The sequence below is a fragment of the Salmonella sp. NW645 genome, from assembly GCF_051703725.1.
GTDB classification, from domain to species: domain Bacteria; phylum Pseudomonadota; class Gammaproteobacteria; order Enterobacterales; family Enterobacteriaceae; genus Salmonella; species Salmonella enterica.
Genome location: NZ_JAMMKR010000001.1, coordinates 215,683 through 230,488, shown reverse-complemented (window position 1 = coordinate 230,488; position 14,806 = coordinate 215,683). Strand labels below are relative to the sequence as shown.

The 14,806-nt window shown below is 47.9% G+C and carries 12 protein-coding genes and 6 pseudogenes; 8 read left to right on the top strand and 10 right to left on the bottom strand.

The window, feature by feature from the left end:
* Positions 1–108: 108 nt before the first annotated feature.
* The 4 genes and pseudogenes from NA389_RS01125 to NA389_RS01110 all read right to left on the bottom strand — a co-directional run.
* A pseudogene (locus NA389_RS01125) lies at positions 109–1,086 on the bottom strand (carboxymuconolactone decarboxylase family protein); the annotation flags it as partial.
* 199 nt (positions 1,087–1,285) lie between these two features.
* A complete protein-coding gene (gene fabI / locus NA389_RS01120; RefSeq protein ID WP_000506501.1) occupies positions 1,286–2,074 on the bottom strand; it encodes an enoyl-ACP reductase FabI in 789 nt (262 codons plus the stop codon).
* Between the two features lie 117 nt (positions 2,075–2,191).
* A pseudogene (locus NA389_RS01115) lies at positions 2,192–2,470 on the bottom strand (hypothetical protein).
* Positions 2,445–2,624: a hypothetical protein gene (locus tag NA389_RS01110; protein WP_031603249.1), complete on the bottom strand. Its 180-nt coding sequence runs from the start codon at positions 2,622–2,624 to the stop codon at positions 2,445–2,447. The pseudogene NA389_RS01115 and the gene NA389_RS01110 overlap by 26 nt, the downstream one beginning before the upstream one ends.
* Positions 2,625–2,658: 34 nt before the next feature.
* On the opposite strand from NA389_RS01110, the gene steC reads away from it, so the two are divergent.
* Both steC and NA389_RS01100 read left to right on the top strand, forming a co-directional pair.
* Positions 2,659–4,032 (top strand): SPI-2 type III secretion system effector kinase SteC, encoded by a 1,374-nt coding sequence (steC, locus tag NA389_RS01105; RefSeq protein WP_001116920.1) that lies wholly within the window; start codon positions 2,659–2,661, stop codon positions 4,030–4,032.
* Positions 4,033–4,497: 465 nt separating this feature from the next.
* A complete protein-coding gene (locus NA389_RS01100; protein WP_001268410.1) occupies positions 4,498–5,205 on the top strand; it encodes an EAL domain-containing protein in 708 nt (235 codons plus the stop codon).
* A 15-nt stretch (positions 5,206–5,220) separates the two neighbouring features.
* On the opposite strand, the gene sapF is transcribed toward NA389_RS01100, so the two are convergent.
* Genes sapF through sapC form a run of 3 tightly spaced genes read right to left on the bottom strand, consistent with a single transcriptional unit; the run spans position 5,221 to position 7,911 of the window.
* Positions 5,221–6,027 (bottom strand): peptide ABC transporter ATP-binding protein SapF, encoded by an 807-nt coding sequence (gene sapF, locus NA389_RS01095; RefSeq protein WP_000230462.1) that lies wholly within the window; start codon positions 6,025–6,027, stop codon positions 5,221–5,223.
* 1 nt (position 6,028) lies between these two features.
* Entirely contained in the window at positions 6,029–7,021 is a 993-nt protein-coding gene (gene sapD, locus NA389_RS01090; RefSeq protein ID WP_001128869.1) for a peptide ABC transporter ATP-binding protein SapD, read from the bottom strand.
* Positions 7,021–7,911 (bottom strand): peptide ABC transporter permease SapC, encoded by an 891-nt coding sequence (sapC, locus tag NA389_RS01085; RefSeq protein ID WP_001146139.1) that lies wholly within the window; start codon positions 7,909–7,911, stop codon positions 7,021–7,023. The genes sapD and sapC overlap by 1 nt, the downstream gene beginning before the upstream one ends.
* 134 nt (positions 7,912–8,045) lie before the next feature.
* On the opposite strand from sapC, the pseudogene NA389_RS01080 reads away from it, so the two are divergent.
* Positions 8,046–8,400: pseudogene (locus NA389_RS01080) on the top strand (Arm DNA-binding domain-containing protein); the annotation flags it as partial.
* Positions 8,401–8,733: 333 nt separating this feature from the next.
* Here NA389_RS01080 and NA389_RS01075 read toward each other — a convergent pair.
* Positions 8,734–9,456 (bottom strand): hypothetical protein, encoded by a 723-nt coding sequence (locus NA389_RS01075; protein WP_001605114.1) that lies wholly within the window; start codon positions 9,454–9,456, stop codon positions 8,734–8,736.
* A gap of 470 nt (positions 9,457–9,926) precedes the next feature.
* On the opposite strand from NA389_RS01075, the gene NA389_RS01070 reads away from it, so the two are divergent.
* The 5 genes and pseudogenes from NA389_RS01070 to NA389_RS01050 form a co-directional block, all read left to right on the top strand.
* Complete coding sequence (locus tag NA389_RS01070; protein WP_001096568.1) at positions 9,927–10,109, top strand: recombination protein NinG; 183 nt, start codon at positions 9,927–9,929, stop codon at positions 10,107–10,109.
* Between the two features lie 131 nt (positions 10,110–10,240).
* A pseudogene (locus tag NA389_RS01065) lies at positions 10,241–10,744 on the top strand (pertussis toxin-like subunit ArtA); the annotation flags it as partial.
* 19 nt (positions 10,745–10,763) lie between these two features.
* Positions 10,764–11,189, top strand: a complete 426-nt coding sequence (locus tag NA389_RS01060) for a subtilase family AB5 toxin binding subunit (RefSeq protein WP_000727928.1) — start codon at positions 10,764–10,766, stop codon at positions 11,187–11,189.
* Positions 11,190–11,247: 58 nt separating this feature from the next.
* Positions 11,248–11,418, top strand: a pseudogene (locus NA389_RS01055) (putative holin); the annotation flags it as partial.
* Positions 11,419–11,576: 158 nt separating this feature from the next.
* Positions 11,577–11,879 (top strand): annotated as a pseudogene (locus tag NA389_RS01050) (recombinase family protein); the annotation flags it as partial.
* Between the two features lie 230 nt (positions 11,880–12,109).
* Here the strand turns inward: NA389_RS01050 and sapB are convergent.
* Entirely contained in the window at positions 12,110–13,075 is a 966-nt protein-coding gene (gene sapB, locus NA389_RS01045; protein WP_000583298.1) for a peptide ABC transporter permease SapB, read from the bottom strand.
* Entirely contained in the window at positions 13,072–14,721 is a 1,650-nt protein-coding gene (sapA, locus tag NA389_RS01040; RefSeq protein WP_001241628.1) for a peptide ABC transporter substrate-binding protein SapA, read from the bottom strand. The genes sapB and sapA overlap by 4 nt, the downstream gene beginning before the upstream one ends.
* Positions 14,722–14,806 lie beyond the last annotated feature (85 nt).

The window sequence follows — 14,806 nt, the reverse complement described above, 5'->3', positions numbered from 1 at the left end:
CACGCCGCACCAGCCTAACATGTTAATGGCCTGCTCCGATGAAACACCCCTGGTGAGTAGCGGGAAAAAATGCGCGGCGCTAAAGCGATCGGGCGCTCTGGTGAGCCATTGTATCGCCTGTGTCAGCGCAGGCTCAAGTTCCCAACGAGCGATGTCGTCGTCTTCCTGGCGTAACGTGATGACAGCGCGACGCCACGCGCCAGGTTGGGTTGCCTGTTCGTTAAAGCAGGCGGCGCTGCCGTTGATACGTGATGTGAGGAGCGTGATAAGTGGAAGTAAAGAGGGGGGCGACGCAGTGTGTAATGTGCTGGTCAGTATGCGTTCGAGTAACGCGAATGAAGACGGATCGCAGATGAGTACCGGTGCCATCATTTGGCATTGTGAAGACGAATATTGCCGCTGAACTTTGGTATGGGCGGGAGGATATTCTACCAGACTGGCGGCGGGCTGCCATGTCGTCTGGGGGTTTTGAAACCGCGCGGCCCTGGCAAAGCGCTGCATCTCCTGGCCGGGCAGTTCGCGCACGGGTAGACGACAAAACGCCTGAAATATCGCCGCTACCCGCGCCTGAAAACCGATAAACCCAATGATCTGATTGATGAGTACGGTATCCCGGGTGGTTAATCCCACCTCTGCAAGTTGTTCGCGGGCCCGCGTATTGATAACGGAGGGGGAGCCGGCAAGCTGACGAGCGTATTGCGTAATTTGCGCCAGCCGTTGATTGCTCTCTCTTGAGGCATCAGGGCCGGGTAGCGGCGCCAGACGCGCGGCATAATAGCGGCACAAACGCTGAACCCCAAATACCTGAGCGGCGGTCAGCGCGGTGCTCATACGTTCATAGGCGCTAAACGTATGAAGCCGGTCGTTGAGAACCGTGCGGGGAAATAAGACATCCGCCAACTGGCGAGCTGGCTTTAACCATGATTCAAAAGGCGTCAACGCGGTTTTTGCTACCGCTAAATCCAGTAAAAATCGATCGTTAACATACGCGGCTTCCGGCATCAGCGAAAGCGGGGTTTGTGACGACATAGTGGATTGTGTTTCATGATACCAGTGGCTTTTACCCGCTTTTCGGCATTGTTCCATAGGGTTTCCCGAGGATGAAATGGCGATCGATAATGATTCGGCGTCGGATCGTTTATGCTGGATTATCCTGGCGTATGCGGGAAAGGGATGAAAGATTGTTAGGTGATAACAAATATCAGAACGCTATATAACGAGATGAGTGGTGAGTGAGGGGAATGGGGCAGCACAGCCGTGCTGCCCGCTAATAAACTTAATGCGCTTATTTGAGTTCCAGTTCATTCATTGCCGCAATGCTGAACCCGCCGTCAACATGAACGACTTCGCCAGAAATGCCTGCCGAGAGATCGGAGCACAGAAACGCCGCTGAGTTACCCACATCTTCAATGGTCACGGTGCGACGAATTGGCGTAACGGCTTCACAATGCGCCAGCATTTTACGGAAGTCTTTAATACCGGACGCCGCCAGCGTGCGGATTGGACCCGCAGAGATGGCGTTGACGCGAACCCCTTCCGGTCCCATAGCATTTGCCATATAACGCACGTTAGCTTCCAGAGAGGCTTTCGCCAGACCCATGACATTGTAGTTCGGGATGGCGCGCTCCGCTCCCAGATAAGACAAGGTCAACAGCGCAGAACCCGGATTCAGCATGGTGCGGCAGGCTTTCGCCATGGCAACAAAGCTGTAAGAGCTAATATCGTGAGCGATTTTAAAGCCTTCGCGGGTAACCGCATTAACATAATCGCCGTCCAGCTGATCGCCAGGCGCGAAACCAATTGAGTGTACGAAACCGTCAAATTTCGGCCAAACGTTACCCAGCTCTGCAAACATAGCGTCAATACTGGCATCTTCAGCGACATCACACGGTAAAACGATGCTGGAACCCAGCTGGGCAGCAAATTCTTCTACGCGGCCTTTCAGTTTGTCGTTCTGGTAGGTGAACGCCAGTTCAGCTCCTTCGCGGTGCATCGCCTGTGCGATACCGTAGGCGATGGACAGTTTACTGGCCACGCCAGTGACCAGAATGCGCTTACCGGAAAGAAAACCCATAGCTTTAATCCTTATAGTCATTGCTTATTTTTTGCTTTTACGAACAATGGTTAACAGCAACTTTTCAACATTATTCGAAACTAGTCTGAAATTATATCCCACTCCTGGCCCCGTGTGTCACGCTATTTTTCCGCCGCTATCTCCGGCAGGTGACGTTCTAAAACCACACGGTAACGAAGTCCCTGAGGATTTTGAGCACTCCCCAGGGCCAAGCTAGAAGGCCCTACGGTGCAGTATACCAGCTGGTGTAAGGTTCGCCTCATCCAACCAGAGACACCGGGACGGATAGCAAGTACGCATAGCGATGCACCTTCCACCAGACAAATAAAGGTTCTGTAGGAAGCCTGAATATTCATCCGAATGGTTTTCCTCACCTATTAACGATGTTATGGACATGTAACTTTAACCAGCAAATGCTTAACAAAAATAATTTCTTTTTTAGGTGCTGAAGGTTTTCTCTATTTATTGATGCAGAGTAATACTGAATATGAAAAATTTTGGAAATCAGGTGATTACAGTAGTTACAAATCGGGTTTTTATATGTTTGCATGTGTATTATAATAAATTTTCAGAGGATGAGACATATGCCGTTTACATTTCAGATCGGAAATCATAGTTGCCAGATATCAGAAAGGTATTTAAGAGATATCATCGATAATAAAAAAGAGCATGTTTTTTCAACGTATGAGAAATTCATAGATTTTTTCAGGAATATATTTACCAGGCGAAGTTTAATTTCTGATTATAAAGAGATATATGATCTACTGTGCCAAAAAAACGAGCGTCCCGATATTTCGAAGCCTTTCTCGCTACGACCATTTTCGAGGCGAGATGAAGACTGTACACGATGGCGCCCCCTTCTTGGATATATTAAACTTATTGATGCCTCCAGACCTGAAACAATGGATAAATACACTGTAGAGGTATTAGCACATCAAGAAAATATGTTACTACTACAGATGTTTTACGATGGAGTATTAGTGACCGAGACGGAGTGTTCTGAACATTGCGTCGATTTTTTAAAAGAAACGATGTTTAATTATAATAATGGGGAAATTACGCTTGCCGCTTTAGATAATGATAACCAGCCGCCGAGCGAAGCAGGTAGTAATGGAGTCTATGAGGCTTTTGAGCAACGTTTGATAGACTTCCTGACCACGCCCGCCATGGCGTCTGGTGATGAGAGCGGCGATACTGATCAGACGGATGCATCACAACCAGCGGCAATAGAGGCGTTTATTAACTCGTCGGAGTTTAAAAAAAATATCCGCATGCATGATATTGAAAAAAATAAAATAGGTAGCGGAAGTTATGGGACAGTCTATCTGTTAAATGATGAGTTTGTTGTTAAGATTCCAATTAATGAGCGGGGAATAAAAGTGGATGTTAACTCTCCGGAACATCGTAATTGTCATCCTGATCGTGTCAGTAAGTATTTGAACATGGCCAATGGCGACAAGGATTTTTCTCGTTCGGCCATCATGAATATTAATGGTAAAGACGTTACGGTTTTAGTTTCAAAATATATTCAAGGTCAGGAGTTCGATATTGAAGATGAAGATAACTATCGAATGGCGGAGGCGCTTCTTGAATCCCGGGGGGTTTATATGCATGATATAGATAACTTAGGTAATATTCTGGTTAAAGAGGGGGTACTTTTCTTTGTGGATGGCGATCAAATCGTGCTGTCACAAGAATCCCGGCAACAGCGAAGCGTTTCTCTTGCAACAAGGCAACTGGAAGAGCAAATTAAGGCCCGTTACCTGATAAAATTAAAGCAGGCCGAGACCGAAGGAAATACTGAAGATATTGAATATTATAAGTCACTTATTACAGAGCTTGATGAGTTAATCGGAGAGGAAGAACAGACACCTGCGTCAGGAAGACGTTTTAAACTAGCCGCGCCGGAGGAAGGGACTCTTGTGGCTAAAGTATTAAAGGATGAATTAAAAAAATAGCATTTAGTTCCGTTCTTTTCTGCGAATCGCCGGGGTTCATTCGCTACAGATTTGCCGATCAATTATTGAGAGTTGCTATTCGTTTAAAGGTCGTTCAGGGGATCTGGACAGCCTGCAGCGGAGATGCAACTCGCAAGTACGGTTGGTGATGCCGCGCCGCCATAGTGGATGAAATGCCTCGCGATGGTGCAACAACATTAACTCGCCTTGATTTTTCCCCTCTACCTGGCAAGAAGACCCCGGCTTTACGGATGGTCTCATGCCGTCGTATTAGCGTTGTTCGGCGTAGTATGTAAATTTCCTTATAGCAATAGAAGAACATTCTCAAAACATAAAATTAGCAAGTTATCATGAAGTTAACATATATTGTTTTTTTCGATCATTTTTTATATATTGATCGTTTTTATTGATTGATTTGCGTTAAAAGCGCATTATCAGGGAGTTAAGATCAAGTGGAGTGGTCACATGCGCTATTTTTTTATGGCAGAGCCGATAAGGGCAATGGAGGGGGATTTACTGGGTGTCGAAATCACTACCCATTTTGCATCGTCGCCCGCTCGTCCGCTACACCCTGAGTTTGTTATCTCGTCATGGGACAATTCGCAGAAGCGCCGTTTTCTGCTTGATCTGTTGCGGACAATCGCGGCCAAACATGGCTGGTTTCTACGCCACGGCCTGTTCTGTATCGTAAATATCGATCGGGGTATGGCGCAGCTTGTCCTTCAGGACAAAGATATTCGCGCATTACTACACGCCATGCTATTTGTGGAGCTGCAGGTCGCTGAACATTTTTCATGTCAAGATAACGTCTTAGTCGATCCTTTAATACACGCGCTTCATAAACAACCTAATCCATTATGGCTGGGCGACCTGGGCGTAGGGAACGCAACCGCTGCGCCATTAGTTTGCGGGTGTTTTAGCGGCGTAAAACTTGATCGCAGCTTTTTTGTCTCACAAATTGAAAAAATGACGTTTCCGCTGCTTGTCAAACATATCCGGCGTTATTGTGACAAGATCGTGGTGGGTGGCCAGGAAAACACACGCTATTTGCCAGTGTTAAAAACGGCAGGCATTTGGGCAACCCAGGGCACGTTATTTGCTTCCGTTGCGTTAGAAGAGGTTGAAACATTGCTGTTGGGCAGTCGCATGAACACCCTCAGAGAATCGAACTGAGGGTATTTGTTTCGCTTAGCGATCCTTTCGCCATGCGTCAGCGGTCAGCGCCTCGCCAAAATGGCCTGCGATTAAACGACGGGTAAGCTCATGTAGCGGAGAGGCGAGCACATCGGCGGTGCTGCCGCGTTCAACCACTTCCCCCTGATGCATCACTAATACCTGATCGCTAATATGTTTCATCATGCCGATATGCTGCGTGACATAGATATAGGAGATGCCTTGTTTTTCCTGCAATTCAAGCATCAGATTGATGAGCTGCGAGCGCATGGACATATCAAGCGAAGCCAGCGCTTCGTCCGCGATAATGACTTTAGGGCGTAAAATCAGCGCGCGGGCCAGGCCCAGACGCTGTTTCTGCCCCGGCGCCAGCATATGCGGGTAGTAGCTCACATGATCGGGCAATAGCCCCACCATACGCATCGTCTCGACAATCTGTTTGCGCCGCTGTTCCGGCTCCAGATCGGTATTAAGGCGCAGGGGGAAGTCAAGGATCTGCGAAATACGTTGACGTGGATTCAGTGACGTTGAGGGGTCCTGAAAAATCATTCGAATACGTTGGCTTCGAAACGAATAGTCGCCGTAATGCAGGGGATGATCGTCAATAAGAAGCTCGCCGCTGGTGGGTTCAATCATGCCGGCCAGCATCTTTGCCAGCGTGGATTTGCCGGAACCGTTTTCGCCAATAATGGCCAGAGTCTGACGCTCACGAAGCGTAAAGCTTAATGGTTTCACGGCGTCGACGGTCTGGCGGCGAAACCATCCTGTCCGGTAGCGAAAGGTTTTACTCAGGTTGCGCACTTCAAGCAGAGTTTCCACCATATCACTCTCTCTCCATATTCAGCGGAAAATGACAGGCATAGAGATGATTTTTCGCGCCGGTTAAGCGTGGCGTGATAATGCATTCTCGTTGCGCGTAAGGGCAGCGCGGCCCCAGACGACAACCTATCGGTAACTGCTCCAGTAGCGGGATCGCGCCCGGCAGCGTATTCAGACGGCTTTTATGCGGCATCGCACTGCCAAAATCCGGAATCGCGCGGATAAGCGCCTGCGTATAAGGATGATGTGGCGTCGTCACCAGATCTTTACTTGGCGCGGTTTCTACCGTCTGGCCGCAGTATAAAACGTTGATTTTGTCAGCCCACTGACTCAGCATTTGCAGGTCGTGGCTAATCAACAGAATGGTGGTATTACTGTTTTGATTCAGTCGGGTCAGCAGGCGAAAAATTTGCGCCTGCGTCGTTGGTTCCATTGAGTTGGTGGGTTCATCAGCGATCAGGAGTCGCGGTTGATTCGCCAGCGCGATAGCGATCATGACTTTCTGACACTCGCCATCGGTCAGTTCATAGGGAAAACTGCGCATCGCGTCTTTATGATCTTTAATTCCCACCCGGTGCAGTAATTCAATAGCACGCCGTTTACGCCAGCCTAAACGCTGCCACCAGCGGCCTTTATAGGTCCAGGCGGGAATATTTTGCATTAGCTGGCGGCCGACGCGTTCGGAAGGATCAAGGCACGACTGCGGCTCCTGGAAGATCATCGACACATTATGCCCGACCAGCTTACGCCGTTCACGAGAGGAGAGGCGCAGCAGATCGATATCATCAAAACGCATACGGTCGGCAGTGACTCGCCAGTTGTCTTTCGCGACGCCGCAAATAGCTTTAGCAATCAAGCTCTTTCCGGAACCCGATTCACCTACCAGGCCGCGAATTTCGCCTTCGCTTAATGTCATACTGACGCGATCGACCGCTTTTACCCAACCTTCGCTGGTTTTAAATTCAATGGTGAGATTGCGGATATCCAATAACGGCATTATTCCACCCCCGCAATAATCGCACGACGAATCCCATCTCCGAGCAGGTTTACCAGTAAAACACTGAGCGTTATCGCCGCGCCGGGTAGCATAACGGTCCACGGCGCGACATAGATTAACTCCAGCGCATCCCCCAACATGGCGCCCCATTCAGGAGAGGGAAGCTGCGCGCCGAGATCTAAAAATCCCAGCGCGGCGATGTCCAGAATCGCCATCGACAGCGCCCGGGTAATTTCGGTGACCAGACCGGCGGTAATATTCGGTAAAATGGCGAACCACAGAATATTCAGTGTTGTCGCGCCATCCAGACGGGCGGCAATGACGTACTCTTTTTCCAGTTCATCATGCACCATGCTATAGACGGAACGTACCATTCGCGGCAACAGGGCCAGCCAGACGGCAAACATCGCGTGTGACAGATGTGGGCCGGCAAATGCCACGACGATAATCGCCAGCAAGAGCGAAGGGATGGAAAGCAGCGTGTCCAGAATATGGTTCAGCACGGCAGAGCGTAAACCGTGCGTCGCGCCTGCCACTACGCCGAGGACTAATCCACATAGCGTAGCCGCCAGCGTTACGATAAACGCGCCGCCGACTGTGGGCGCCGCGCCGCTTAACAGGCGGCTCAGCACATCGCGCCCCAGATCGTCAGTCCCCAGAAAAAAGGAGACTTCACCATAGCGTGACCAGGAGGGCGGCAGTAGCTGATAGCCCAAAAATTGCTGATCGATACCATAGGGCGCGATCCAGCCGCCAAAAATACACAACAACGCCAGACCGGCGCATCCATACAGGCCCACCATCGCAGGCGCGTCGCTATAAAATTTACGCCAGGCAGTGCGCAGGGCGCCTGGCGGGCGCTTTTCGCTGTAGACGCTATCGTAAGGCATATTTACTCGTTTTATTTTTGTTTACCATGCTTTATGTCTTTTTAAATTTTTAAACATTATCAATTCGTTATCGAGCGTTGGTGTTTTAATTTTGTGCACTTTGAGGTTATCAATTATGCAAAATGTGTAAACTAATGTGCATATCCTCTCATGGAGTGTACACATTGCTTGCCGATACAAAATTAAGAAAGGCTCCTGCAAAAAAAGAGACCAAATCAAGGTCATCTCAGACGCTCATGGTCTCAATGTCAGGCTCTCTACATCCGGCAGTATAACATTCTTTTACCGATACAGATGGAACGGGAACGCTGCTCAACTGACGATTGGCGATTATCCAACCATATCACTATCTCATGCCAGGGAACGCCGTCAGTACTTTAGATCATGGTTAACTGAGGGACTCGATCCTCGTCGCCAGATGGTACTGGAGAAGAAGAAAAAAACAGAAGCGTTAACCGTAAAAGAACATACGACTACTGGGAGAAGTTTTAGCACTGTACGGAATTTGGGCCAGGGTCATTAAGACCGACAGTGGCGGCTGGCGCCAGTTCGGAGTATGGCGCGATCAGGATGTTGCGGTATTAGTCTCTGGGAGGTTCACAATAAGACAGATCGGAATACTCCGGCATGGGGTGTTGCGTCTTAAACCGCTGCAGCGGGTCAGCAGGGGGAATTATATTTATTAGCTCAGATGTGAGCTGACAGTTACCGATTATTTATACAGTAACTGTCAGTTTACAATATCGCAAAAACATTAACAAAAATATAATTTTGATGATAACCCCTTGATCTACCCAAAAGTAATAGAGCTGAGTTTATGATTTAATCTATAGGACTTTCCAGCGTTACTCTTACGGACTTTCTTTTTACAGTGATAGTTGGCGGGATCGTCGTGCTTCTAAGATGTGTAAATGGGATTTCACCAGCATAAAATACACCAGCACCATGGTAACCAGAAACTTTGACATCTATGTAGCCTCTACTCCAGATCTCATTAGCAACCCTCTCTATAAAAGTATCACGTTCTCCAAACACCATTCGTTCAAAGAAACCAGCATTTCTATTCGCTTTATCTATGTCCTCCTTTTTAAAACTATTAGGCTCTCTTTTATCTGCGGAATAACAACTACTAATCCTTATATCCTTTATAACCTCTAAAACTTTATTAGCAACCAGAATATCAACCAGTTGTTTTGCAGAAAAAACAGAGTCGCCACTGGCTAGAACATTAGTGCCTGCTGCACCATGACCGGTAATATAGACCTTTTTAAACGCACTTAATGTGATCTCATCTAGTATGAGGTTTTCTTGCTGCCGTGCAACAATACCTACAGCTGCTCCGCAATTTACATCATTAGTGTATTGTTGCAGATCAATGTGACTCGAAAGAGTTTTATAATGAGTGCTGATTGTTTTTTCAAATTCGGACGCTGCGTCTTTACTTATAAAAACACCAGGATATAAGTGCTTCCCAGAAAAAACTCTGGATATTTGTTGTCCCAGCATATGCAGGCAAGCCGATTTGTTGAAGCCTTTCTCTCCCATTACTAACAAGAAACCACTTTTTTGCTCAACCTGTGAAATATTATAAGCAATATTAGCTACCCTAATAATATCTTTGGCTAGGTTAGTTGCGCCATTTCCGAAGTGGCAGTGCCGGGGGCTGTCCCTCTAATATTGAGAATCGCGGCAGAAATAGGTTTCATCATATTCACCTCTCATGTAGTGATAATGGTTATTATGTGATATTTACTTTTTAATATTTATTTGTTATCACTTACCTGCTGTCCAGTCAATATTAATACATGATTACGCCTATTTTTACATTAATTTTACTGGTGCGGGATTGTATGATCTTGTTATTACTCAACGTAAGCCTCTGTTTATATATAATAAAATTGGAGAAATCTGTTGACTGTATTTTATTTACATTAATATAAATATGCTATGAATTATTACGCATGCATAATCTAACGTTATTAGATGCTATATCCGTAACCGGGTCTGAGGTGAGCATGGCTAAATTACCGCGCCGTAAATGCAAAGTTTGCCGGGAATGGTTTTCTCCTGCTTACAGCAACGTTGTCTGGTGCTGTCCTGAACATGGCGCTATCTACGCGCTGGAACTGCGTGCCAGGCGTATCAGGGATAAATACCAGACGGATAAAGCCGAACGCCAGGCGAACGCCGCAGTTTAAGGATAGGCATTGTGTGATTACGGGGATTTTCGTGCCCGTAAACCAGGGAGGTTTGTTTTTCTAATTTTATCCAGCGAGACGTAAAGTATGACTGAGCTATGGTTAGCACTCGGTTTAACACATTAGGTGGTTTGCCTGATAGTTTCTGTGGGAGGGGGTATGATAAAAAAGTAATATTATTTTTAGTGTTTTTCTGATTATGCAAGTGCCGTTGATTTTGTATATCGTGTTGACTCGAGACCTTCAGATGTGATTTTTCGGGATGGTTTTGCTTCGCACGGTAATAACAGGAATCTTCAGCAACATATAAGAGATGACTCCTGTGCATCCGGTAGTCGAGACAGTACTATATTGCGACTATCTCAGATATTAATGAGTCTTATAATATAGCACGATTATATTACTCCAGAGCAACATTTAGCGGCAGGTTGTACAGATACAGAATCCGTGCAGACAATAGTTTCTACAGCCTTCCGCCGTCTGTTGCTTATATTGAGTTATGTGGTATCCAGTTTGGTCATTTTGAGCGAGTGATGATGCGGTTACAAAGTGAGTATGTATCTGTAAATTCTATCCCAATTGAAAATATCCATGAAGCAGTTGAGCTTGTTTACGAGAGAAATGCAAGTATGGTAAATATTGTTGGAGTGGATTATGAAAAAGAAATTAAAGGTTCTGACTCTTGCTCTTGCGTCATTATCCAGTGTTTGTTATGCAGCTATGGCTGATTATGATACGTATGTGAGTAATGTTCAGATTAAAAACCTGTCTTATGGTGTGTATACGTCAGGGGATAAGGAAACTCAGTTTTTTTGTATCGAACTGAAGCGCGGGAGTGAGGCTATTAGTGTCAATGCCATGTGTAAAGTGGATGTGTACGGGAATCATAAACAGGGGTTTGATAACATGCTAAATATAGCAAAGTATTATTATACAACAGGGGGGGATGTAAGGATATATTATAAAGAGAATGTTTGGCGCGACCCCGATTTCAAAAGTGCATTCTCTTCCAGGGAATTAATTGCGATAACTACTTGTAGCTCATCAAGTTATTGTATGGGGCCTATGTTGACAAATTAAATGTTGCTGGGTATTAAACGCTCTAAAGAACAGGCTTAATCTTGTTGGTGAGACGATTATGTCTGAACCTTTATCAGGTTCCTGTATGGCTGTAGCGATCTGTGGGGCAACGATATTTAGACTGTTTACTGGAGCGGATTTTGGGATTGTATTTTGAGCATTTGCGGGAACGTTGTTCGTGGCAACAATGCCGCAGATACTGTCACCCCAAAGCACTCCTTCAAGCTTCTGACAATTGTGGGTGGTTTGTTTGATGGAGTGCCTCTTAAGATTAGAACTCTCACCATAAAGGCTGCGCATTTACGTGGCCTTTTTCGTATTCAGCCTCACGGGAAACACTCACTACGCGCTTTGTTGGATAAATCCAGCCCGTGAAGCCTGCTCCTTTTAGTCAGGACGTTATCAGAAGGGGACACACTGGTTGTATGGAAGCTTGATCGCCTGGGTCACAGTATGCGTCATCTGGTCGTTCTGGTAGAAGAATTGCGCGAACGCGGCGTTAATTTCCACAGCCTGACCGACAGCAGCATAGACACGTCGACGCCAATGGGGCGATTCTTCTTTCATGTCATGGGCACACTCGATGAAATGGAACGTGAATTGATTGTGGAAAGAACCCGCGCTGGACTGGAAGCGACAAGGGAGAGGGGGTGTAATGGTGGCCGACGACCGAAACTAACATTGGAACAATAGGCGCAGGCCGGGCGTTTGATTGGGGCTGGCGTACCGCGACAGCAGGTAGCGATACGTAGTGAAACCCGGAGGCGCTGATACAGAAGATAAATCTCCGGCAATCATCATCGAAGCATGGACTGCCGGAGAAAGTAGAAAACAAAGTGTATATATTTGTGTACTAAAAAACGAACTTATCACAAAAATAAAAGCATAACTTTTTGATTTAATGATATTTTTATTGTTTCTTATCGTAAGGCATACCATTCCTTATGTTTCAGAGGGTTAGCCATAGCACCCAAAATATCGGAAATCACATTGACCACAATAACCAGCGACCCAATGACCATCACGCCAGCGGAAATAGCGGCATAGTCCTGCTGACGAATGGCGTGAATTAACCATCGTCCCAGCCCTGGCCAGCTGAAAACCATTTCGGTAATCATCGCCAGCGTTAACATGGTTGAAAACTGCAGGCCAAGACGGGGAATGACCGGCGGCAGCGCATTATGCAACACGTGACGGCGTAAAATCGTAAAGCGCGACAAGCCGCGCGTGGCCGCCGCTTTAACGTAGTTCTGATCGTAGACCTCAATAGTGCTGATTCGCATCAGGCGGATCACTTCTGTGGTCGGCGCGACGGAAAGCGTGAGCACCGGTAAAACCATATGTCGTATGGCGCTCATCACCATTTCATCGCGCCACGGCGAATCTGAAATCCAGGCGTCAATGATGGCGAAACCGGTAACCGGTTTAACTTCATAAAGTAGGTCAAATCGCCCGGATACCGGCAGCCACCCCAGCGTGAGCGAAAAGAACAGTGTGAGCAGAAGCGCCAGCCAGAAAACCGGAATTGAGAAACCTAATAGCGCCAGCGCGCTGATAAAACGATCCGGCCATTTGCTACGCGTCACGCCAGCCAGCATCCCGACCGGGATGCCGACCATCAGCGCAAAACCAAAGGCGAGAATGCACAGCTCCATCGTGGCGGGAAACACCTCTTTAAGCTGTTCGGAGATCAGCTGGCCGTTAATGCTGGACACGCCAAAGTCCCAGTGCAGCAGACCGTTGAACCAGAAAACCCAGGCATTCCATAATGATGCGCCTTGTAGCGGCGCGTGCGGCGTAAAATAGCTCAGGCTAAAGCCGATAAAGGTCAGGAAGAATAGCGTCACCAGCAACAGCAATAACCGACGCAGGGTGAAGATAATCATGGTTTTTTCACCTCTTCGTGTTTTTCGCGGGAGACGCCGGCAAAAGACGCATTGCCGAACGGGCTTAACACCAGCCCTTTAATATCGTAGCGGTAAGCCTGCAGGCGTAGTGATGATGCCAGCGGCAGTATCGGCAGCTCTTTCTCCAGGATATTCTGCGCTTCCTCATACGCTTCTATGCGCGAAGCCAACTGCTGCGACGACAGTGCTTTACGCAGCACGCTGTCAAATTCAGGGTTACACCAGTGGGCGAAATTGGTTTGCGAATTGATGGCTGCACAGCTTAACAGCGGTCTGAAAAAGCTATCCGGATCGTTGCTGTCCGTGGCCCAGCCGGATAAGGTCAGATCGTGATTCATATCCATCAGACGCGCCTCCTGAAAACGACCTTCAACCGGTACAATGACCACTTTTACGCCAACCTGCGCCATATCCGCCTGAATAAGCTCCGCCGTTTTTAGCGGACTTGGGTTCCAGGCCTGAGAACTGGTCGGCACCCAGAGATGCAGCGTAAGATTCTCAATGCCCAGCGCTTTTAGCTGTTCGCGCGATTTTTCCGGATTGTACTCCGTAATTTTGGCATCGTTATCGTAAGCCCATGAGGCTCTCGGTAAAATGGAGGCTGCGGTTTCTGCCGTGCCGTAATAAATCGACTGCATCAGGCGCTGGTTGTTGATCGATAAGGCCAGCGCATGGCGCACTGCGGGATTATTCAACGGCGGCTTATCGGTGTTAAAGGCCAGATAGGCGATATTCATCCCCGGGCGCAACGTCAGGCGCAAACGCGGATCGTCGCGTAAAATAGTTAGCTGGCTGGCGGCGGGCCAGGCCAGAACATCGCATTCACCGGTCAGTAATTTTGATAAACGCCCGGTACCGCCGGAGCCTAAATCCACTACTACTTGCGGCATCAGCGGTTTGCCGCGCCAAAAACCATCGTGGCGCTGGAGACGAATAAACTGCCCGGCACGGTACTCCGAAAGCTGGAAAGGCCCGGTGCCGACCGGTTGGCGGTCAAGCAGTTCCTGACGATCTTTTCGGCTAAGCTGCGCGGCGTACTCAGCGGACATAACGGAAGCGTAGTGTGTGGCCAGATGCCATAAAAAGGAGGCGTCTGGCTGCGTCAGGCGAAACTCAACGGTGTTATTGTCCAGCTTACGCACGCTTTTTACATTGTCGGCGAACTGTAGGCTATCAAAGTAGGGGAAGCTACTGCCGTTGATGTTATGCCACGGATGTCGACGATCGAAAATCCGCTGAAAGGTAAAGACAACATCATCAGCATTGAGTTTTCGGGTCGGCGTAAACCAGGCGGTTTTTTGAAAGGAAACGTCGCGGCGCAGGTGAAAACGGTACGTTGCCCCGTTATCCAGCACCTCCCAGCTTTCTGCCAGCTCTGGGACTAAACGATAAGTATAGGGATCGACATCCAACAGGCGGTCATATAACTGGGCGGCCAGGGTATCGACGATGAGGCCGCTGCTCGCTTTTTGCGGATTAAAGGTGTTGACCTGCCCGCTGACACAATACACAAAGCCGCTATCGCGAATATCTGCACTCGCAGTTTGTTCGGGCGCAGTCGCAGCCGTAGCCTGACTACTCAGTAGACCCGCTATCACGATCAGAGACGATAAAACCAGGCGCATAATAGTTAAGTTTTTGAAGTTCAATTTGCAAAGTGTATCGCACTTCGGCCCGCCACGTAAAAATGTCGGTGGATAACTGGCGTAA

Bases quoted from the DNA above. Each gene is read 5' to 3' on its own strand.
- steC (WP_001116920.1), top strand. From the start codon at position 2,659: ATGCCGTTTACATTTCAGATCGGAAATCATAGTTGCCAGATATCAGAA.
- NA389_RS01110 (WP_031603249.1), bottom strand. From the start codon at position 2,624: ATGCAAACATATAAAAACCCGATTTGTAACTACTGTAATCACCTGATT.
- fabI (WP_000506501.1), bottom strand. From the start codon at position 2,074: ATGGGTTTTCTTTCCGGTAAGCGCATTCTGGTCACTGGCGTGGCCAGT.
- NA389_RS01075 (WP_001605114.1), bottom strand. From the start codon at position 9,456: ATGGGAGAGAAAGGCTTCAACAAATCGGCTTGCCTGCATATGCTGGGA.
- sapC (WP_001146139.1), bottom strand. From the start codon at position 7,911: ATGCCTTACGATAGCGTCTACAGCGAAAAGCGCCCGCCAGGCGCCCTG.
- NA389_RS01070 (WP_001096568.1), top strand. From the start codon at position 9,927: ATGGCTAAATTACCGCGCCGTAAATGCAAAGTTTGCCGGGAATGGTTT.
- NA389_RS01100 (WP_001268410.1), top strand. From the start codon at position 4,498: ATGCGCTATTTTTTTATGGCAGAGCCGATAAGGGCAATGGAGGGGGAT.
- NA389_RS01060 (WP_000727928.1), top strand. From the start codon at position 10,764: ATGAAAAAGAAATTAAAGGTTCTGACTCTTGCTCTTGCGTCATTATCC.
- sapF (WP_000230462.1), bottom strand. From the start codon at position 6,027: ATGGTGGAAACTCTGCTTGAAGTGCGCAACCTGAGTAAAACCTTTCGC.
- sapB (WP_000583298.1), bottom strand. From the start codon at position 13,075: ATGATTATCTTCACCCTGCGTCGGTTATTGCTGTTGCTGGTGACGCTA.
- sapD (WP_001128869.1), bottom strand. From the start codon at position 7,021: ATGCCGTTATTGGATATCCGCAATCTCACCATTGAATTTAAAACCAGC.
- sapA (WP_001241628.1), bottom strand. From the start codon at position 14,721: ATGCGCCTGGTTTTATCGTCTCTGATCGTGATAGCGGGTCTACTGAGT.